Source organism: Thermodesulfobacteriota bacterium (assembly GCA_040755095.1).
Taxonomy (GTDB): domain Bacteria; phylum Desulfobacterota; class Desulfobulbia; order Desulfobulbales; family JBFMBH01; genus JBFMBH01.
Genome location: JBFMBH010000004.1, coordinates 1 through 19838, shown reverse-complemented (window position 1 = coordinate 19838; position 19838 = coordinate 1). Strand labels below are relative to the sequence as shown.

General features: G+C 66.7%; 17 protein-coding genes. 7 read left to right on the top strand and 10 right to left on the bottom strand.

The window, feature by feature from the left end:
- The first annotated feature begins 4 nt into the window (after positions 1–4).
- A complete protein-coding gene (locus tag AB1634_01520; GenBank protein ID MEW6218201.1) occupies positions 5–1726 on the top strand; it encodes a YgiQ family radical SAM protein in 1722 nt (573 codons plus the stop codon).
- A 13-nt stretch (positions 1727–1739) separates the two neighbouring features.
- On the opposite strand, the gene AB1634_01515 is transcribed toward AB1634_01520, so the two are convergent.
- The 7 genes from AB1634_01515 to AB1634_01485 all read right to left on the bottom strand — a co-directional run bounded on the left by AB1634_01515 (position 1740) and on the right by AB1634_01485 (position 10936).
- On the bottom strand, positions 1740–3281 hold the full coding sequence (locus AB1634_01515) for a 4Fe-4S binding protein (protein MEW6218200.1): 1542 nt from the start codon (positions 3279–3281) through the stop codon (positions 1740–1742).
- A 1-nt stretch (position 3282) separates the two neighbouring features.
- The gene (locus tag AB1634_01510; GenBank protein ID MEW6218199.1) at positions 3283–4191 is read right to left on the bottom strand and encodes a DUF362 domain-containing protein; all 909 of its coding nucleotides are present in this window, start codon (positions 4189–4191) and stop codon (positions 3283–3285) included.
- Between the two features lie 58 nt (positions 4192–4249).
- Positions 4250–5395, bottom strand: coding sequence for an iron-containing alcohol dehydrogenase (locus AB1634_01505; protein MEW6218198.1), 1146 nt, complete (start codon positions 5393–5395; stop codon positions 4250–4252).
- Positions 5396–5440: 45 nt separating this feature from the next.
- On the bottom strand, positions 5441–6325 hold the full coding sequence (locus tag AB1634_01500) for a phosphoribosylaminoimidazolesuccinocarboxamide synthase (protein ID MEW6218197.1): 885 nt from the start codon (positions 6323–6325) through the stop codon (positions 5441–5443).
- A gap of 92 nt (positions 6326–6417) precedes the next feature.
- Positions 6418–8271: a DNA mismatch repair endonuclease MutL gene (mutL, locus tag AB1634_01495; GenBank protein MEW6218196.1), complete on the bottom strand. Its 1854-nt coding sequence runs from the start codon at positions 8269–8271 to the stop codon at positions 6418–6420.
- Positions 8272–8280: 9 nt separating this feature from the next.
- Complete coding sequence (locus tag AB1634_01490) at positions 8281–9636, bottom strand: M23 family metallopeptidase (GenBank protein MEW6218195.1); 1356 nt, start codon at positions 9634–9636, stop codon at positions 8281–8283.
- 115 nt (positions 9637–9751) lie between these two features.
- The gene (locus AB1634_01485) at positions 9752–10936 is read right to left on the bottom strand and encodes an SDR family oxidoreductase (GenBank protein MEW6218194.1); all 1185 of its coding nucleotides are present in this window, start codon (positions 10934–10936) and stop codon (positions 9752–9754) included.
- Positions 10937–11079: 143 nt separating this feature from the next.
- Between AB1634_01485 and AB1634_01480 the strand changes: the two genes are divergently transcribed.
- The 5 genes from AB1634_01480 to AB1634_01460 all read left to right on the top strand — a co-directional run bounded on the left by AB1634_01480 (position 11080) and on the right by AB1634_01460 (position 13951).
- Positions 11080–12096 carry an NAD(P)/FAD-dependent oxidoreductase gene (locus AB1634_01480; protein ID MEW6218193.1) on the top strand — a complete coding sequence of 339 codons (1017 nt, stop codon included), beginning with the start codon at positions 11080–11082 and terminating at the stop codon, positions 12094–12096.
- 42 nt (positions 12097–12138) lie between these two features.
- Positions 12139–12432: a hypothetical protein gene (locus AB1634_01475; protein MEW6218192.1), complete on the top strand. Its 294-nt coding sequence runs from the start codon at positions 12139–12141 to the stop codon at positions 12430–12432.
- A 161-nt stretch (positions 12433–12593) separates the two neighbouring features.
- Positions 12594–12995 (top strand): Hsp20/alpha crystallin family protein, encoded by a 402-nt coding sequence (locus AB1634_01470; GenBank protein ID MEW6218191.1) that lies wholly within the window; start codon positions 12594–12596, stop codon positions 12993–12995.
- 80 nt (positions 12996–13075) lie between these two features.
- Entirely contained in the window at positions 13076–13522 is a 447-nt protein-coding gene (locus AB1634_01465) for an Hsp20/alpha crystallin family protein (protein MEW6218190.1), read from the top strand.
- Positions 13523–13546: 24 nt separating this feature from the next.
- Entirely contained in the window at positions 13547–13951 is a 405-nt protein-coding gene (locus AB1634_01460) for an Hsp20/alpha crystallin family protein (protein MEW6218189.1), read from the top strand.
- A gap of 129 nt (positions 13952–14080) precedes the next feature.
- Here AB1634_01460 and AB1634_01455 read toward each other — a convergent pair whose 3' ends face one another.
- The gene (locus AB1634_01455; GenBank protein MEW6218188.1) at positions 14081–15772 is read right to left on the bottom strand and encodes a prephenate dehydratase domain-containing protein; all 1692 of its coding nucleotides are present in this window, start codon (positions 15770–15772) and stop codon (positions 14081–14083) included.
- Between the two features lie 267 nt (positions 15773–16039).
- Here AB1634_01455 and AB1634_01450 point away from each other — a divergent pair, with 267 nt between their 5' ends.
- Complete coding sequence (locus AB1634_01450) at positions 16040–16498, top strand: SH3 domain-containing protein (protein MEW6218187.1); 459 nt, start codon at positions 16040–16042, stop codon at positions 16496–16498.
- Positions 16499–16507: 9 nt separating this feature from the next.
- Here the strand turns inward: AB1634_01450 and AB1634_01445 are convergent, their stop codons facing one another.
- On the bottom strand, positions 16508–19366 hold the full coding sequence (locus tag AB1634_01445; GenBank protein ID MEW6218186.1) for a DEAD/DEAH box helicase: 2859 nt from the start codon (positions 19364–19366) through the stop codon (positions 16508–16510).
- 19 nt (positions 19367–19385) lie between these two features.
- On the bottom strand, positions 19386–19598 hold the full coding sequence (locus AB1634_01440) for a hypothetical protein (protein ID MEW6218185.1): 213 nt from the start codon (positions 19596–19598) through the stop codon (positions 19386–19388).
- Between the last annotated feature and the right edge of the window lie 240 nt (positions 19599–19838).

The following is a 19838-nucleotide window of genomic DNA, read 5'->3' as shown; positions in this document are numbered from 1 at the left end:
CCAGGTGTTCCTGCCTGCGTCGTCAGAGGAGGTGCGAAGCCGCGGCTGGCCGGCAGTGGATGTCCTTCTCGTCACCGGCGATGGCTACGTGGACCACCCGGCCTTTGGCATCGCCCTCATCGGCCAGTGGCTCTCGGCCCACGGTTTTCGGGTGGCGGTCCTGGCCCAACCCCGCCACGACGGCCCTCAGGACTTCCTTCGCTTCCGCCGGCCCCGGCTTTTCGCCGGCATCAGCGCCGGCAATCTGGACTCGGTCGTCGCCAACTATTCGGGCAATGCCCGGGTCCGGGACCGGGATGACTACAGCCCTGGGGGAGATCCCTATTTTCCGGGTGCTGCCAGCCGTGGCAACCGCCGCCGGCCCGACCGGGCCACCATCCGTTACAGCCAGTTGGCCCGGGCCGCCTGGCCGGGGCTGCCCATCGTGCTCGGCGGCCTCGAGGCCTCCCTGCGCCGTTTCGTTCATTACGATTTCCAGCAGGAGCGGCTGCGCTCGTCGGTGCTGGCCGATGCCAAGGCCGATCTTCTCGTCTACGGCATGGGGGAGCGGGCGGTCCTTGCGGTGGCCCAGCGGCTGGCGGCCGGGCTTGATCTGACCGGCATCCCCGGCACCTGCGAGCGGCTCACCGACCGGGAGCAACGGGAGCGGCCCTATCCTGTCCCGCCGTTGGTCTTGCCCTCCTGGGAGGAGATCGCCGCTGATCCCGGCCGTTTTCTGGACGCGGAAAAGGCGGTGGACCGCCAGGCCCGGGCTGGGGATGACCAGCCCCTCCTGCAACGGCAGCAGGCGGTGTGGATCCTCCAGCACCCGGCGTCGCCGCCCCTTGGTCCTGAGGAACTGGACGCGCTCTACGGCCTGCCCTATAGCCGCGTGTCCCACCCGGGCGCCGGTGATGTGCCGGCCTTTCGGATGATCCGCCATTCGGTGACCATCGTCCGGGGCTGCTGCGGCAACTGCTCCTTTTGTGCCATCGCCCGCCACCAGGGACCGGTGGTGACCAGCCGCTCCCTGGCTTCGGTGCTGGCCGAGGTGGAGGCGATCTGCCGGCAACCGGATTTTTCGGGCACGATCACGGATCTGGGCGGCCCGACCGCCAACCTCTACGGCACCTCCTGCCGCCGTCCGGGTCCCTGCCGCCGCCGGGACTGTCTCTATCCCCGGATCTGCTCCCATCTGGCCATTGACGAGGAGCGGGTCCTGGCTCTCCTGGACGCCGTTTCCCGCCGCGCCGGGGTCAAGCACCTCTTTGTTTCGTCGGGCTTGCGCATGGAGCTTCTGCTCCGCACCCCGCGCCTGCTGGCTCGGATCCTGGAGCAGCACCTGCCCGGTGCCCTCAAGATCGCCCCCGAGCACACCGAGCCCGAGGTGCTGCGCCTCATGCACAAGCCAGGGGCTGAGGTTCTGGAGGCCTTCCTGGCCACCTGCCGCCGGCTGAACGGCGGTCGCCTCCCCCCCCTCACCCCTTACCTGATCGCCAGCCATCCCGGCTGCACCCAGGCCCACATGGAGGCGTTGGCCACCCGCCTCCGCGGCCTGGGTCTTGCCCCCCGCCAGTTCCAGGACTTCACCCCCACCCCCGGCACCATCGCCACCGCCATGTACGTCAGCGGCCGGGGCCGTGACCGCGGCCAGCCCATCCACGTTGCCCGCCGGCGGGCCGAGCGCCAGGCCCAGCGGGCCGTGCTGGAGGCCCTGCGGCCTTGCCCTGGGCGCGCCGGACCGTAAACCGGGGGCACTTTCAGGTCATGCTGTCCCCGGGGGCCGGCAGCAGGATATCCGGCTCCGACCGGCGGGATTCGTTGGTGTTGTTGATGACAATGGCGGGCTGGCTGGCCAGAGGGCAGCGGGCCTCGCAGATGCCGCAGCCCACACACCGCTCCACCACCACCCGGGGTACCTGCACCTGTTGCCGCCGGCCCAGGGCGTCGGTCACCGTCTCGGGTGCGAGGAGGATGGCCTTTTTCGGCGTGGGACAGACCTCCTCGCAGACGATGCAGGGCAGGCCCTGGGACCAGGGCAGACAGCGGCTGCGGTCCACGAAGGCCAGGCCGATGCGGGTGCGGGCTTTCTTCTCCGGATCAAGGCGGGCGATGGCGCCGGTGGGGCAGACTTGGCCACAGAGGGTGCAGCGGAGCTCGCAGTATCCCAGGCGAGGCACCAGGACCGGGGTCCAGAGGCCCACGAGGCCCGCCTCCAGAAGCGCCGGCTGCAGGCCGCCGGTGGTGCAGACCTTCATGCATTCGCCGCAGCGGATGCAGGCGTCGACAAAGGCCTCCTCCGGCAGGGCTCCCGGTGGCCGCAGCAGCGCGGCTGACTGCTTCCGGGCGGCAGGCTCGTTGGGGAGGAGAGGCGCGGCCACCATGCCGGTGGCGGCGGCCACCAGAAGACGCCGCCGGCCCAGCTCCACCCCCTGGCGACCGTCGCTGCCCCGCCAGCGGAAGGCCACTGCTCCCGGCCGGCAGACGGTCCGGCACTGGAGGCAGCGCAGGCATTCGGCGGTCTGGTCAGCGCTGCCGGTGGCGTTGCCCGGGCAGACCCCGGTGCAGGCCCCACAGTCGCTGCAGGCCGCGGATACCTGCCGCCGCAGGAGGGACCAGCGGCTCAAAAGCCCGAGGAGCGCCCCCAGAGGACACAGGCAGCGGCACCAGAGCCGGCGCTGGTAGCGGTTGGCAGCCAGGATCAGGACCAGGAGCAGGGTCAGGAACAGGCCCTGGTGGAAGAGCGGCTGCCGGAGGGCGAATACCCGGGCGCGCAGGAAATTGTAAAGGCCTTCGGAAAGGTCCACCAGGCAGGGCGGATCCAGACGGAAGACGGCGTCGAAGAAGGCTGAAGCAGCCGCCTGCAGGGCTGGAAACACCCCGAGGGCCAGGGAGCGGACCAGGAGGGACAAGGGGTCGAAGATGCCCGCCAGCTGGACAGAAAAGAAGGCCGCGGCCAGGAGGCTGGCCAGCAGTGCGTATTTGAGCCAGTGCCAGCGGCGGCCCGACTCGGCGGCGGACGGCGAACCGCCCACCAAGTCGTGGCAGGTCCCCAAAGGGCAGATCCAGCCGCAGAAGACCCGGCCCAGGAGGATGGTAAGGACGACGGTAGCGAAGCTGGGCCAGAAGGTCAGGGGCCAGGAGTGGCGGGCCAGGCCGGTCGCCAGGCCCAGGAGCGGGTCGAGCTCCAGGAACAGCTTCACCGGATGGCCGAGCTGGTCCTCGCCCCGGCCGTCGGTTTCGATGAAGAGCCAGAGGAACAGGGCCAGGAACAGGCCCTGGCACAGGCGGCGCCAGGGCATCTCAGGATACAGCCAGCTCCCGGATCGTGATGGCGGCCAGCTCGGTCTTGCCCAGATCGCGCCGCCGGGCCGCAGCCAGCACCGGCAGATCATCCGGGGTCCGGCCGAACAGGGTACTGGCCCAGGCATCCACGGCCACCTGGTCCTGGCCCACCACGATGGTGTCAGCGGCCAGAACGTCGCCCAGGTCGCCGCCCTGCGGGCCGTTGCGCAAGAGGACCCGGGTAGCGTCCAGCACCGTCAAGGTGGGGCGGACGAAGCTGGCCAAGTCGCAGAGGGATTCGTCCAACCGCTGGTGGATGCGGCTGCGGTTGCCGCCCATGATCCCCATCCAGTTCTTCATGGCGCCAGTCATGCGAGCCAGGCTGTGGTGCTTGGCGATGGGGACGTTGATCACCTTGTCCGCTTCGAAGACCTCCACATACAGGGGCCAGTTGGCCATGGTCTCGCCTTTGACCGCCATCTCCCGGAAACGGCGATCGTCCATCTGCTTGACCTGGGCACCGGCCCCGATTGCCGCCCTCTCGATGCCGCTTTGCCTGTAGCAGCGCCGGGGGTCGTTCACCGGCCGGTCGAAGACCTTGACTGTCTTGGCGCCAGCCGCCAGGCACAGGCGTACCACTTCGGCCACCACCGCGGGGTCGGTGTTGGCGGCCTGCTCCGGGGTGCGGTCCCAGGCCATGTTGGGCTTGACCACCACCACGTCACCCCGGCTGACAAAGCGCTCCATCCCGCCCCAGGCTGCCACTGCCGCAGCCACGTTGCGGGCTGCCACCGGTCCCCGGGCTACCGCCAGATCGAAGGTGGCGCTCGCTCCCGGTGGCGGCGCGGCCAGGCTGAGGCCCAGGTCGCCGGCGAGCGCCAGGCCGGCGCCGGCAAGGCTCGATTGCAGGAACTGTCGACGGTCCATGGCGGCTCCTTCGGCCTTCCATCGGCTCTACGACGTGGGCTCGCTGCGGCCGGTCCTCTCAGGCCGCCAGCTCCAGGATCTGACCGATGGTCGCCGGGGTGTAGACGTCGGCCAGGCCCCACTGCCGGGCCAGACCATGGGCGTTCTCCGCCAGGGCCGGGATATCGGCGGCGGGGATATGGACCTCTCCGAGCCGGGTCGGGGCCTTGATGGCCCGGAACCAGGTCTCCAGCCCGGAGATGGCGTCGGCGGCCCGGGTCTTGCCGAAGATCTCCCGGGCGAAACGCTCGAACGGCGCCGGCTGCCGTGGGGCGAGCCACTTCATCCATGCTGGGATGACGATGGCCAGTCCCGCGCCGTGGGGAATGTTGTAGAAGGCACTCAAGGAGTGCTCGATCATGTGGTTGGGCATGCCGTAGCCCCCGACACCGGCGGTGGTGAGCCCATTCAAAGCCAGGGTGGCGGCCCACATGAGCTCGGCCCGGGCCTCGTAGCTGGTGGGGTGCTCCAGGATCTGGTTGTGGCTGTCCATGACCGTACGGACGATGGCCTCCACCAGCCGGTCCTGGAGCCGGGCCCGGATGCGGCCGGTGAAGTAGGCCTCAATGACATGGGCGATGGCATCCACCGCGCCATAGGTGGAATGGTCCAGCGGCACGGTGCAGGTGAGCTCCGGGTTGAGGATGGAGACCCGGGGCGCGAGATGGGGCGAGGAGATGGCGTATTTCTGGCGGCTCTCCTCGTTGGTGACGACGCTGTTGCGGTTCATCTCGCTGCCGGTGGCGGCCAGGGTCAGGATGGTGAAGACCGGCAGCGCGGCGGTGATCGGCTCCCCGAGGAAGAAGTCCCAGACATCCCGGTCGGAGCAGGCACCGGCGGCAATGGCCTTTGCCTCGTCCAGCACCGAGCCACCGCCCACCGCCAACACCCCATCCGCCTGCTGGATCTTGGCCAATGCCACGCCCTGCCGGGTGTGGCTGAGCACTGGATTGGGAACGACACCGCCAAAGGGCACTGCCTCCACGCCCGCCTCCTGGAGGCTGGCCAGGGTCCGTTCATAAAGACCGGAGCGCTTGACGGACTGCTGGCCGTGGACGAAGAGCACCCGCCGGCACCCCGCCTCCCGGATTTCACTGCCGATGAGGCCCTCTCGGCCGCGGCCGAAGACGATCTTGGTGGGGTTGTGGAAGACGAACTCGAACATCGCCGCGCTCTCCTTTGCCTGAATCGGATGGCCCATTCCGCTTGCTCAGCCGGCAAGACGCTTCAGGGCCTCCAGGTACCGCTCCCTGGTCCTGGCGACGATCTCCGCCGGCAGCCTCGGAGGCGGTGGCGTCTGCGGCCAGTCCAGGCCGGCCAGATAGTCCCGCAGGAACTGCTTGTCAAAGCTCCTCTGGGCCCGGCCCGGCTCGTAGTCGTCCGCGGGCCAGAACCGGGAGGAGTCCGGGGTCAGCACCTCGTCGATGAGGATCAGTCGGCCGTTGTGCCATCCCATCTCGAACTTGGTGTCCGCGATGATGATGCCCCGTCCCCGGGCGTAGTCGGCCGCCTTCTGGTAGAGCCGGATGGCGACAGAGGCCACCTGCGCCACCACCTCCTCCCCCAGCAGCTGGCCTGCGGCAGCCAGGGTGATGTTCTCGTCGTGCTGGCCGATGGCTGCCTTGGTGGACGGGGTGAAGATAGGCTGGGGCAGCTGCTCCGACTCCCGCAGCCCAGCCGGCAGGGGGATGCCGCACACCGAGCCCTGGCGCTGGTACTCCTTCCAGCCCGAGCCGGCGAGGTACCCCCGGACGATGCACTCCAACGGCAGGGGCTGGCAGCGCTTCACCAGCATGCTGCGGCCGGCCAGCTGCTCCCGGTAGGGGTGGCAGGCGGCAGGATAGGCGGCCGGCTCGGCGTTGACTAGGTGATTATCGATGATGTCCCGGAGGTAGTCAAACCAGAACAGGGAGATCTGGGTGAGCACCCGGCCCTTGTCCGGGATCGGGTCGTCCATGACCACGTCGAAGGCGGAGATGCGGTCGGTGGCCACCATGAGGAGCTGGCCATCGACCGCGTAAAGATCTCGTACCTTGCCCCGGTGGACGAGGGCAAGATCCGGGAAAGAGGTCTCACGGAGCGGGGCGGTGTTCATCGGTGTGGGATTCCTGTTTCTGGAGGGGTTTGACTGGAGGCCTGGGCGGGAGCGACCTTGTCTGGTGCCGCCTGAGGCCTGGCATCACGTGGCTAGGCGCGCAGAAACCAGCGGCGGATTTCGCTGGCCGCGAAGGAGCGGGTCACCGGCCGGCCATGGGGACAGTGCGACAGAGCCGGGGCTGCGGCCAGCTGCGACACCAGGCTCGTCATCTCCTCCGCCCGGAGGGGCTGGCCGGCCTTGATGGCGGCCCGGCAGGCCAGGCTGGCCAGTACCGCCCCCTGGGGGGAGAGGCCTCGCCGGCCATCGGCACTGGCTGCCGGGGCCAGACCGGAGAGCACCCCTGCCAGCACCTCCTCCGGCGGCAGATGGGCGGTCAGGCCGGGCACGGCGCTGATCCGGAAGGTTTCGCCGCCGAAAAGCTCGATGACGAACCCCAGCCGTTCCAGCTGCTCCTGGTGGCGACGGACCAGCTCGGCCTCCTCCAGCCCCAGCTCGGTCAGGGTGGGGAAAAGCAGCCTTTGGCTGGGAACCGAGGCCCCCTCATATTGGCTGGTCAAGGTCTCGAACAGGATGCGCTCGTGTGCCGCGTGCTGGTCGATGGCCACCAGCCGGTCTCCCCCCTGACAAAGGATGTAGCTGTCCAGGAGCTGGCCGATCACCCGCAGGGGGACGGCCGGCCTTGCCCCCTCGCCAGGGGGCGATGCCGCTGCCGGCGCCGGAGAATGGCTCGGGCCAGCCGCCGGGATCGCGGGGGATGAAACCGGGAAGGAGGTCGATGGCGGATCCGGGATCTGGGGCACCGCCCCCCCGTCGGGCTCGGCAGACCAGGAGTGCGGCTCACTCTCGCCCAGGCTAAACAGGGGAACGGCTGCGGCCGGCGCTTCCGGGGGGCTCTCGCGCGGGCGGCCCACTGCCGGGCTTGACCCGAAGATGCGGGAGCGCAGCTCCTCCTGCCATGCCGCCAGGGCGGAGGATACGGCCGCCACCACAAAGCGGTACAGGGCGGCTCCATCCCGGAAGCGGGCCTCCTGCTTGGTGGGGTGAACGTTGACATCCACCTCCTCTGGCCGCAGGTCGAAGTAAAGACAGCCCGCCGGCTGCCGGCCCACAGCCAAAAAGCTGCGCATGGCCTCAGCCACCCCGTGCGTGGCCATGGGCAGGCGGACCGGCCGGCCGTTGACCACGGTCCTCAGGCGTCCCCATCCCGAGGTGCCCTCGTCCGGCGGCAGGAGAAAGCCATCAAGTCGGCCCAAGGGGGATTGGGACTGGACCCGGATCAGCGGCCGTTCCGAGCCTCTGGGAACGAGGCGCCGTACCCGATCCTCCCGGGAATCGACCCCACCGGGCAGGTGGACCCGCTCCCGGCCGTCGATGGTGAGGGTGAGGCCGATTCCCGGATGGGCCAGGCCGGTGGCCACCACCACCTCCTCGATATGGCCCAGCTCGGTGGCTGAGCTCTTCAGGAACTTGCGGCGGGCGGGCACGTTGCCGAACAGGTTCTTGACCTCGACCGTCGTGCCCACGGGTGCCCCGGTCTGCCGCACCGCCAGCACCTTGCCGAAGGCGACCTCCAGGTGAGTGCCCAGGGGACGATCCAGAGGGCGGCTGTCGATGGTCAGCTGGGAGACGGAGGCGATGCTCGGCAGGGCCTCCCCCCGGAAGCCCAGGGTGTCGATGGCGGCAAGATCCGCCGGCTGGCGGATCTTGCTCGTGGCATGCCGCTCCAGGCAGAGCAGGACATCGTCCTCGTCCATGCCCTCGCCGTCATCGCTCACCTGGATGCGGCGGGTGCCGCTGCCCTCCACCAGGACCTGGATAAAGCGGCTTCGCGCGTCGACGGCGTTTTCCACCAGCTCCTTGACCACCGAGGCCGGACGCTCCACCACCTCGCCAGCGGCAATCTGGTTGGCCAGGAACTCGGCAAGAACGCGGATCCTGGACATGCGGTTTTCCTACGGACTGGCCGTTGCCTGGGGCACGAGATCGAAGATGCTGACCTTGAGCCAATGATCGTCCCACCACTCGATGGGGTTCACCGGGGTGCCGTTGATGAGGACAGCGAAATGGAGGTGGTCGCCGCCGGCCATGCCACTGAGGCCGGTGGTGCCCAGCTGCGCCCCGTCCTCCACGCGATCCCCCGCTTTGACCTGGATCTGGTCCAGGTGGGAGTAGAGGGTGAAGAGCCCCTGGCCGTGGTCCAGGAGCACGGTGTTGCCATAGATGCCCAGGTAATCGGCAAAGGCGACGAGGCCGGTGTTCGCGGCTGGCACCGGCGCCCGCTCCGTGGACGCCAAGTCGACGCCCAGATGCACCTGCTCGTCGATCTTCACCCCATTATGAAAATAGGTCCGGTGGTCGGCAAAGCCGGCCCGAGGACTGCCGCGGGGCAGCCGCCGCAGCCGGCCCCGCCACAGCTGCTCCGGATGGGGCGTCCGGCACAGCTCCAGGATTCGCTGGTTGTTCTCCCGCCGGATCGGGCCGTTGACGGACAGATATTGCTCCACTGGCGAGCCAGTCAGCTGCGGGTAATGTTGGCGGAACTCCGGCAGCTTCTGCTCGAGAAAGTGGTCGGAGATCTCGAGCCGGTCGTGCTTCCAGGTCACCCGTTTCAGGGTCGGGTTGACCGATTGCCGGGCCTGGTTGCCGGCCAAGTCGGTAGCCAGAACCTCCACCTTCTCGTCGCCGCCGAGATCGTAAGGAAAGGCCAGATAGCTGACAAACAGGCCGGCCGCTGCCGGCCCCACCGGGAACCCCGGATGGAAGGTGTCCCCCACCGTCACCCCCTGGCTGGCCGTCGGCTCTGCCAGGCGGAAGAAGACCACCCCACTCCCTCCCAGATTGACGTAGCGGGTGAAGCCAGAGACAGCGATGACCGGCGGCTGGCCGTCCAGCTCCAGATCCAGGGTCTGCATCGCCTGGTTGCCGTCTCCCCAGCGCCACCAGGAATGGTCGACTGCCGTCACCTCCAGCTGCGCCGGACCATTGGCCAGACCCAGCTTGCGGATATCCAGGCTTACGGCCTCTTTGATGCTGGGCGTGCCTACCCTGCCCAGGGTGCCGGTACGGGGGAAGTCCCGCACCAGCACCGGCAGCCGCCGGCCGTTTTGCAGGATCGCCACCTCAATCCGCTGCAAGCCGCATCGGCCGTCCGTCAGCTCCAGGGCGATGGGCTTGGCAGGCCCCACTGGGCCCAGGGACTCGGGCAGGGAGATCCGGGGGGCTTCCCAGTCTCCGAACAGCACCAGGAAGATGATCAGGGCCAGCGCCAGAACGGCGGCCGGGACGATGCGGACAAGGGATGGTCTCATGGACGTGCGGCTGGCAGGGCAGGTCTGGGGTTGGGGAAAGGGACCACTCCGGAATTCCCGATCGTTACTGATTCTGATTTCTACTGGCGGAGGGTAGCTGATTTGGTCGAGCGGGTCAAGATGAGGCGCCAACCGGTCTGTGCCCAGTTTTCCGCGGTCTGCTCCAGTCCTCCTCCAGCAGAGCGGCCGGGTCCTTGAGGAAGCGGTTTGCCCCCGGTGTGGGGGTGGCCAGGCGATCATACGGGGAGATGAGGTTGAGGTGAGCCCAGCGGGTCACATAGTATTCCACCAGGAATGGCAGCTCGGTGAACACCGTTTCTTCAGGGCAAGGGTCGTGGAAGCTGGAAGCGGCCAGCTTGGCCGCTGACAGGGTCTGAGTCCGGTAGAACTCCCGCAGAAACAAGAGCTCAGCTGGCAGGCGGGCCTCGATGCCCAGGCGGTTCAGAGTGCGGACCAGGGTGCGGGCCAACCTCTGACCGAAACGGGCTACGGGAAAGGGGATGGAGACCTCCATAGGCCGGCTGATCCGGAGAGTGGCCTTGATCCGCCGGATGATCTGAACCATCTCCACCGGCTCCTGATCAACAAAATGGTATGTCTGGCCGGTAAATTCCTGGCGGTGGCCCAGGATGTACTCGACGAACCGGGGCAGCTTGGCCGCGTTGGAATAGGAATGGCGCACTCCAGGGCGGGTGAGCAGCACCGGCATCCGGCCGCTGGCTACCGAGAACAGCAGGCGGTGAAACCCCTGGATTTTGTGGTCATGCTCGCCGTAGACCACCGCCAGGCGGATGACGGTATAGTCGAGGCCATGCTCCCGGTGCAGACGTGCCAGGGCCTTTTCGGCCAGGAGCTTGGACTTGGGATAATTGGGCAGCCCCGCCACCAGGGGCAGGGACTCCTCCTCTCGCAAGTCTTCGCCAGCGGGAAGGGTGGCTGCGGAAGACAGGTGGATGTACGGGATGCCAAGCTTGATGGCCGCCTGGGCCAGATGGATGGTCCCGAGGAAGTTGACTTCATAAGCCAGGGTTGGGGAGCTGTCGATGGCGGCCAGGGCGGAGTTGATGATGAAATCAGGGCGGAAGTGGCTGACGTAAAGATCGATGTCCGCGGGGTTGCGCAGGGAGACCCTTTTGCTGTTCGGGGCCAGGATCTCCACCGCAGGGACATTGGTCTTGAAATGGTGTAAGATGGTGCCGCCCAAGAGTCCGGAGCCACCGAGAAGCAGGCCGCAGCGGCGATCACCTCCTCGGGGCGGCGGCGGGCCACCTGATCCTGTCAAGAATGCTGATTCTGGCATGGCGATTCCGTTCTCCTTGTGGAGCTACTTTAGACAACCGGGCGCGGGCCCGCAACGGCTGACCCTGCCCGCGATCCAGGCCGGGAGCTGGAAGCTGCAGGTGGTTGCGGCCAGGAACAAGCGCCCTTGGTCCAGGCCCTGATATGCCGCGTTACGATACCATCATCGTCGGGGCGGGCCCAGCGGGCCTGGCCTGCGCCGCGACCCTGGCCCGGGCCGGACAGGATGTCCTGGTGCTGGAGCGAAACCGCGCCATCGGGCCCAAGGTTTGCGCCGGCGGCATCACCTCGGGCGGCCTGTCCCGGCTGCTGCCGGAGGCCTACGTGGAACGGGGCTTCCCTGAACAGCTGGTGACCAGCGACTGGCAGCGCGTGCTGATCAGGGCTGAGCGGCCGATCATCTCCACGGTGCGGCGCGAGGTGCTGGGGGAATGGATGCTGGCGGCAGCCTTGCGCGCCGGGGCCAAGGTCTGGACCGGGGCGGCAGTGAGCGCCCTGGCGGCTGACGCGGTCATCTGCCAGGGGAAGCGCCTTGGCTACCGGTTCCTGGTCGGTGCGGATGGCTCGTCCTCGCTGGTACGTCGCTGGCTGGGCCTGCCCGCCAAGGCCTGGGGGATCGGCATCCACTTCCTGGTTCCAGGCCTTTTCCCGGCCATGGAATGGCATGTCTCGGTGCGGCGTTTCGGCAACGGCTATGCCTGGATCTTTCCCCGGCGCCAGGATGCCTCGGTGGGGGTTTACAGCCCAGCCGGCCGCCGACCCGCCGCAGATCTGGTTGCCGCCTTCACCGACTGGTGCGGCCACCGCGGATTGGATCTGGCCGGGAGTCCCCCCCGAGCTGGTCGGATCAGCTATGATTTCCGGGGTTGGCACTTTGGCAACCACTTTCTGGCCGGTGACGCCGCAGGCCTGGCGTCTGGGCTGACCGGCGAAGGAATCTACCCGGCCATCATCTCCGGTCAGGCGGTGGCCCGTACCATCCTCAACCCCCACCACCGGGACGATGCCCTCGCGGCCATCCTCCGGAAGCATCGCTGGCACGCCCGCCTGGCCGCCTGGACCGGCCGCAGCCCTACCCTGGCCCGTCTTTTTCTGGAAACAGGCCTCCTGGCCCTCAGGACCGGGGCCCTGTCGTTTGCCGCCATCGAGATGCGGGATTGACTTCCCCCCATCTTCTGCCGGGACTCTCATTGAGGTGTCTTCATGGCTCAGCTGCCCAGCCGTTCCCGAACCGTCTTCATGAACCTGGCCTTTGTTGCCGTGTGCGGCGGCATCTTCCTGTTCCTGTACAATGCGCCACCCGAAACCACGGCCAAGTTGCCTTTCGATGACGATCATGCCCGGTTCTATCCCATGGACAAGAAAGCAGCGGAAAGGGAGTGCGAGGCATGCCATCGGCCCGACGGCAGTGCTCCCCTGCCCCCGGACCACCCTCCCAAGTACCGCTGTCTGTTCTGCCACAAGAAGCTGCCGGCTGCGGAGCAGCGGCAACCTTGAGCCTTGCTCCCGTCCATCCCTTGACAGGTGGACGATGCAGCTTACTGTATTGGCAGACTCGCTAACAATGCGAGCAATTTCAGTGCGTTGCAAGGAGGTGACCAGTTATGTTCGAGCTGATGCCATGGACGAGGAGTCGTGAGGTGGCCCCTTGGCGGCAGATGGATGAGCTGGTGGAGCGGATGTTCCGAGGCTTCCCTCTTCTGGGTGTGACGGAGGAGGGGACTTCGTGGCTTCCTTCTCTGGAAGTGGTTCAGACCGATAAGGGGCTGGTGGTGCGGGCTGAGTTGCCCGGCATCGAGACGAAGGATGTGGATATCTCGCTGGAGGGTGATGTGTTGACCATCCGTGGCGAGAAGCGGCGGGAGATTGAGCACAAGGAAGGTGAGTGCATCTGCCGGAGCGAGCGCTTCTTCGGCAGCTTCTGCCGGAGCTTGCGTCTGCCGGAGGAGGTGGATGCAGGGGCCGTGGAGGCCCACTACAAGGATGGAATCCTGGAGGTGGTTCTGCCGCGAAGCCCGGAGGCGAAGGCTCGGAGTCGCAAGATTGAGATCCATCACTGATCCCGAGGGAGCCAGCGCGGGGCCATGGCGGCTTCCGCGCTGGTGCTGTGTGGATGGTCAAAAAAATGGAGGAGAAAGCCATGAGCGTGTACCGTTTTGACCAACCGTTCTGGAATCCATGGGTGGAGTTTGAGCGGCTGCACCGGGAGATGGATCGGCTGTTGTACGGGGTGCCGAGCGCCGTTTCGCCCCGGATGGGCGTGTTCCCGGCGCTCACGGTAAGCGAGGACCGGGACGCGCTGTATGTGCGGGCCGAGATGCCAGGGATCAAGGCGGAGGACGTGGAGATCTCCTTGGAAGACGGCACGCTGCTCCTGAAAGGGGAGCGCCGGCCGATCCAACCGGAGGGCAATGTGTCGTACCACCGCCGGGAGCTGGAGTACGGCAGGTTCAGCCGGGCCATCACCCTGCCCAGCAAGATCCGCATGGACAAGGTGAAGGCCACCACACGGGACGGTATTCTCACCATTACCCTGCCCAAGGCGGAAGAGGCAAAGCCCCGGCGGATCACTGTGGATTTGGGCTAGCTGGACGCGGATGGAGGTGCGGCGATGAACGACAAGGAGCTGCAGCTGAAACAGAAGCAGGTGGCGCCCCAGGCCGGTGAGTCAACACGGCGCGAGAAGATTTTCGTGCCGGCGGTGGACATCTACGAGACCGAAACTGCGGTAACAGTGGTCGCGGAAATGCCGGGGGTGTGCAAAGAGTGTGTGGAGGTGGGGCTGGACAACGGCGAGCTCACCATCCGGGGCTGGATCAAGGATCCGGACATCAAGGCCGAGGAGAAAGTGCTCCTGCAAGAGTATGAGAACGGCAGCTTCTTGCGGCGGTTCTCGGTGGCGGAGACTATCGATCAGGAGCGGATAGGTGCAGCGCTGGCCGACGGCCTGCTCACGATCACCCTTCCCAAGGTGGAGCCCGCCAAGCCACGGCGCATCGAGGTCCAGGTCGCGTAAGGATCACCCGGCAGCGGGGACCAGACGGGCGGCGGCGGAGCCTGAGGAGGCGCCGCCGCCGTTTCCTTTTTGCGAGGCGGGCGCCAGGATCCTCCTTGCCGGACTCACCGGCTGACACGCCGATCGTTCTCAGAGGGTGAGGGCTTGGCCCAGGGTTTCATCCACCGCCTTGGCCTGCCCCATGAACTGGGCGAGGAAAGGCTCGCCAAGATAGCTGCGGTTGTTGGTGATGAGGGCAGCCAGGCCGGCCAAGTCCCCGACCTCGGCCAGGGACAGGACCTGGTCCAGGGCCTGGGCGAAGTCGCGGGCGATCTTGCCGCCCTGGCCGGCAGTGGCCAGAATCTCGGCGTAGGTGCGGGGGTTTTGGACATGGACCCGGGCCATGGCCAAGAGGCCATAGAGGGACGTCAGGGTGGCGTGGCGGCCGATGGCCTGGGGGTCGATGCCGTTGGCGGCCAGGGCTATGCCTAAGGCCACCGAGATGGCCGTGGGCAGCTTCTGGGTGACCCCCATCATGAGGTCATGCTGGACGGCCTGGTCCCGCGAGATCACCGCACCGTGCTTGTAGAGAAAGGCTTCCAGCTCCGAGCACAAAGGCCCGGAGCGCTCGGTGCGCACCACCACCACGTTCTTGTCCTTCATGGTGGCCGTGCTCGGTCCCCACAGGTTGTGGATGAGCATCACCTCCACGCCCTCCTCGGTGCAGGCCAGGGCTTCGGAAAGGGTATGCTCGGCCTCGCCAGCCAAGAGGATCAGGGCTTGGCCGGCCCGCAGCAATGGCCCGAAACGCCGCACCGTCTCCCGGGTCACCGAGATCGGTACACAGACGGCCACAACCTCCACCTGCCCGATCATGGCCTCTGGCCTTACAGCGCTGGCGCGACCGGTGAGCAGGGTGGTGTACCCCTCGTTGGTGAGGCGCTCCGCAAACCACCGGCTCATGTCGCCAGAGCCGATGAAGCCCACCCCACGGATGAGCTTGGCCCGCATGTCCACCCGAGGATAGGAGCCGAGGAGGCGGATGGCGCCGGGCTCTTGGATGATCTGGCTTTCGATGCGGGTCACCGCCGAACGAACTGCCTCGTCGGCCACGTGGCCTTCGGCCTCGATGTAGAAAGAGAGCTTCTGGGTGAGGACATCTGTCTCCGACCGCATGTCCAGAAGATTGACCCCGCGGCGGGCGAATTCTCCAAGGATGTCGTAGAGCAGGCCCACCCGGTCCTTGAGGGGCGCAGTGATCATGGCGGTGGCGTCGTAGCCGGTGCGGGCAGGCAGCTGGTGGCCGACGATGGCAAAGCGGGTCTTGTTGTGGGGGGCCAGCTCCCGGGCCCGGATCTTGAGGCCCTGTGCCCGCAGCCGTTCCTCTCGGTCGATAACCCCCTGATCCGTAGCCTGGCTCGCCCGCACGGCAGCGACAGCCGCATCCAGGTTGTCAACGGCCATCAGGGTGACGTCGGGAAACGAGGCAGAGATGTACTCCTCGCACTGACGAAAAACCGGCGCCTCGCTGATCAAGACCCTGAGGGGGCAGTCCAGGACGAGGGAGCCGAGCGACAGATCGATGGGGAGGACCACGTTGTCCACCCAGAAGCCGCGCTCCATGTCCTTCAAGAGCCGGAAGTGATCCTTGAGCTCACCACTGCGGGTGTTGTACACCGGGACCACAGCCAGGCAGGCTTCGCCCCGCACAAAGGCGGCCAGGGCCGCGGCCACGGAAGGATAGGTGTGGATGGCAGCATCGGGTCGGTAGGTGCGGGCGGCCTGCCAGGCCTGGGAGCCTTCCGGTCCCTGGACGGCGATGACGAATGGGGGATGCTCCATGGTGGCTGCAAGGGCAAGACAGGGCCGGCTTGGGGCCGGCATTGAAGGAGATGACCCTTAAGGATTAACGAGAGCCACTTTAGGGGCTTGCCAGGCAGCGGTCAAGGGGAAAGCCGGGCGGGCGACCAGCGGGTGGGCGGCTCTGTGTTGCCAGCTGGCGTCTTGCAAATCGAAAAGGCCAAGATTACACTGACAAAAACCTGCCCCGGGGGCATCCGATTCCTTTGACGCTCCGGGGCATAACACAAAGGTGCGGGCATGGGCACGATGGCGCGATCCGCGGGGGCAGGGCTGCTGGCGGCCCTGGTGATGCTGATGATCCTGCCTGGGCAGACGGCCCTGGCGGGTGAGTATCGGAGCGTTTCCAAAGATGGGGTCAATTTGCGCTCCGGTCCCAGCACGGAAGCCGAGGTCCTCTGGGAGGTCTTCCAGGGGTTTCCCCTGGAGATCGTCGACCGCAAGGGCCAGTGGGCCCAGGCCGTGGACTATGAGGGCGACAAGGCCTGGATCTACCTGCCGCTGTTGTCCGAAGCCAAGACCGTGATTGTCAAGGTCGCCGAGGCCAACCTGCGGGTGGGGCCCGGAGCCAATTACGAGAAGGTGGTGACGGTCAAACGAAACGTCATCTTTTCCTTTCTGGAGAAGAAGGGCGACTGGGTTCGGGTCAAACATGCCTCCGGGGTCAGTGGTTGGATCAGCGCACCCCTGGTGTGGCCCAGCCACTGAGCCTGGCCCTCACCAGTTCACCGGCAACCGCACCAGGCTGCCGGCCTTGTTCCGGAACAGGAGATAGCCCTTCTCCTGGCCGAGTCGGAACAGATCCCGGGTGATGAGCACATCGTTGCGGCAGTAGTCGGCGATGAGATCCAGGCGGCCCGCCTTGAACCAGGCGAGGGCCTGCAGGCCGTCCGCAGTCTTGGGCCGGCCCAGGCTATGCTCCGCCAGATGCTGCAGGGAGAGCCGGTAGCCGAGCCGCCGATGCACCTCCTCGAGGAGGTCCAGGACGGGCACTCCGTCTAAAGCGCGGGGGTGATAGCCGGCTAGCACCTGGCGGTCGAAGCGCTTGATGTTGAATCCCACCAAGAGGTCCAAGTCCTGCACCGCTGCCAGGAGGTCAGGAACCCGATCCTCGGCAAAGACTTCGCAGGAATCCGTGCTGCTGTCATAGAGCACGGCCAGCGACAAGCCCATCCTCTCCGGATGCTGCCAACCGCCCACCTCCGCGGCTGAGCGTTTGGTCTCCACGTCCAATACCCCGTACCGACGGACCGGGCAGGACCCGGCGACAGGCCTCGGTCTGGCTAACGGCGCCGGCTGCCAGGTGCCCGCGGCGGTGGCGGTGGTGTCCAGCAGGCCATCCAGGATACGCATGGCGGCGGCCTTGTCGATGGGGCGGTTGCCAGAGCCACACTTGGGAGAGTGGACGCAGGAAGGACAGCCCAGCTCGCAGGGGCACGAGGCTACGGTCTGCCGGGTGGCCGCCAGAAGGGTGGCAATCTCTTGGAAGGCCTTGCGGCACAGGCCGATCCCCCCGGCATGGCCGTCGTAGAGGAAGATCGCCGCGCCAGGCAGCTGAGGATGCGCGAGCTGCGAGATGCCGCCGACGTCGTTGCGGTCACAGAGGACGATGAGGGGCAGGATGCCGATGGCCGCGTGCTCCACCGCATGGATGCCGCCCATGACGTGGATCTGGCTCCTTTCCATTGCCGTCCGGATGGTAGCCGGAATCTCCAGCCACAGCCCCTCTGTCTCGAACGCGACGGGCGGAAGATCCAGGGCTTCACTGCTCACCAGCCTCTGGCCATGCACCAAACGCCTCTCATAACCAACCACCTTTTCCGTCACCTGGAGCCGTCCCCAGGATACCCGGGTTCCGGCCACGGCCTTGGTTTCGTACTGCTGGAGAATAGAGGTCTCCTTGTTCGTCAGGCCACGGGTGAAATAGTTGACGGATCGGGGCTCAGCAGTGATCTCCCGACCCGCCAGATCGAGATCGGTGACCAGATAGGTCTCACCTCGATGCAGATAGACGGCACCCGGGTGGCATTCCTTGAGGCAGCGCCTGTCGTCGATTTGGCCGAGGGGGGTGGGACGCCCTGTCAGGCGGATGGTGAAAGGGGATCCGGCGCCTCGGAGATCCACCGTTCGATGGATGTGCCGGCGGTCGCAGAACCAGGCCTTGCCGTCACCGGTCATGAGGAGGTGGCCCTCTCGGCCCAGATTGGACAATGCCTCACGGATCGGATCGGAGTCCAAGAGCGGATCGCCAGGGGACAGGGGCAGCTCGGCAGCCGCACACAGCAGATGGCGGCGCGCGATTTCCTCGTTGTCCGGGTTGATCACCGCCGCCTCCAGAGGCCGGCGACAAAGCTCCTGGGGGTGGCGCATGAAGTACTGGTCCAGGGCATCCTCCCGGGCTACCAGGATGATGGCCGCTTCCTGCTGCTGGCGTCTTCCCACCCGACCGCCGCGCTGCCAAGTGGCCATCATGCTGCCCGGGAACCCCACCAGGACGCAGACGTCCAAGCCGCCGATGTCGATGCCCAGCTCGAGAGCGCTGGTGGCGACAACCCCCAGGAGGGCTCCGGAGGCGAGGCGGCCTTCGATCTCTCGTCGCTCGGCGGGGGTGTAGCCAGCGCGGTATGAGGCCAGGTGTGGTCCGAGATTGCCCAGCCGCTGGCGGGTCCAAAGGTAAATCAGCTCCGTGGCCTTCCGGGACTGGGTGTAGACGATGGTACGCAGACCCCGGCTCACCGCCATGGCCAGAATCTCACACGCGGTCCCGGCGGCGCTCGCCTCAGGGTTCATGAGAACCAGGTGCCGGCTGCACCTGGGTGCTCCGCTGGCGGTCACCGCAGCAACCGGCGCGTTCAGCAGTGCAGAGGCCAGTTCGCCAGGGTTGGCGATGGTGGCTGAGGAGAGGACAAAGGTGGGACTGCAGCCATGTTGTCTGCAGATCCGTTGCAGCCGCCGCAGCACCCAGGCCATGTGGGAGCCGAACACCCCCCGGTATGTGTGAACCTCATCCAGAATCACATGACTGAGGCGGGAGAAGAAGCCCTGCCAACTGGCGTGGTGGGCCAGGAGCGACAGATGCAGCATCTCCGGGTTTGTCAGCAGGATCTGGGGCGGCCGTCCTCGCAGGCGGCGGCGGACAGTGGCCGGGGTGTCGCCGTCAAAAATGGCCGTAGACGGCCGGCACTCGGCTGGTAAGGTGGCGGTGAGCTCAGTCAGAGCCCTTTGCTGATCCTGGGCCAGGGCCTTGAGAGGAAAGAGGTAGAGGGCATGGCTGTCCGGCTGCGTCGCCAAGTGCTCAAGAACCGGCAGGTTGTAGATGAGGCTCTTGCCGCTGGCGGTGGGGGTGGCCACCACCACGTGGCGTCCTGCTCGTACCTGGGCTGTAGCTTGGACTTGGTGGCTATACAGGCTGGCGATGCCGTTCGCCTGGAGGAGGGCGTCCAAGAACGGGGGCCAGGGAGGGGCAGATTCCTGGAAGGACGGAGGGCCTGGCGGCAGGACTTCGTGCAGTACCACTTGGCTGGCGAAACGGGCCGACGCCGTGAGGGCTGCAGCCAGCTCTCCCGCCGTGGCCATACCGACAGCGGGCTCACGATCAGTCAACCGTTATGCCCTTTTTCTTGAGGTCCACCAGCACGTTTTCGATCTGACTCCTGTTGCAGTCGCTGATGTCGTAGACATTTTTCATGCCGTCCACGAAATGAACCACCAGCCGGCCGTCTTCATTCCGCACCACTCTGCGGATATGCTCCCCGTCGAGCCATGGGGCGAGCTCAGCCATGAAATCGTGGAGATTGCATGTGCGCATGATGGGTCTCCTGGTCAGGATCGGTGAAAAGCTTCGGCCATGGAACAGCCCCGTTGGAGGCCGGTCTTGATCCTACGCCGGAGGCGTCCAGCCGTCAAGCGCAGCGCGGTAGCTCTGGATATTCGATAAGCAGACGCCGGCCGACGGTCCTCGGGAGGGCGCGGCCGACATTTTTTTTCGGATCAGCCGGACAACGACCACATTCGCGCTATGCACCTCGCGCCCGCGAGACGCCATTCT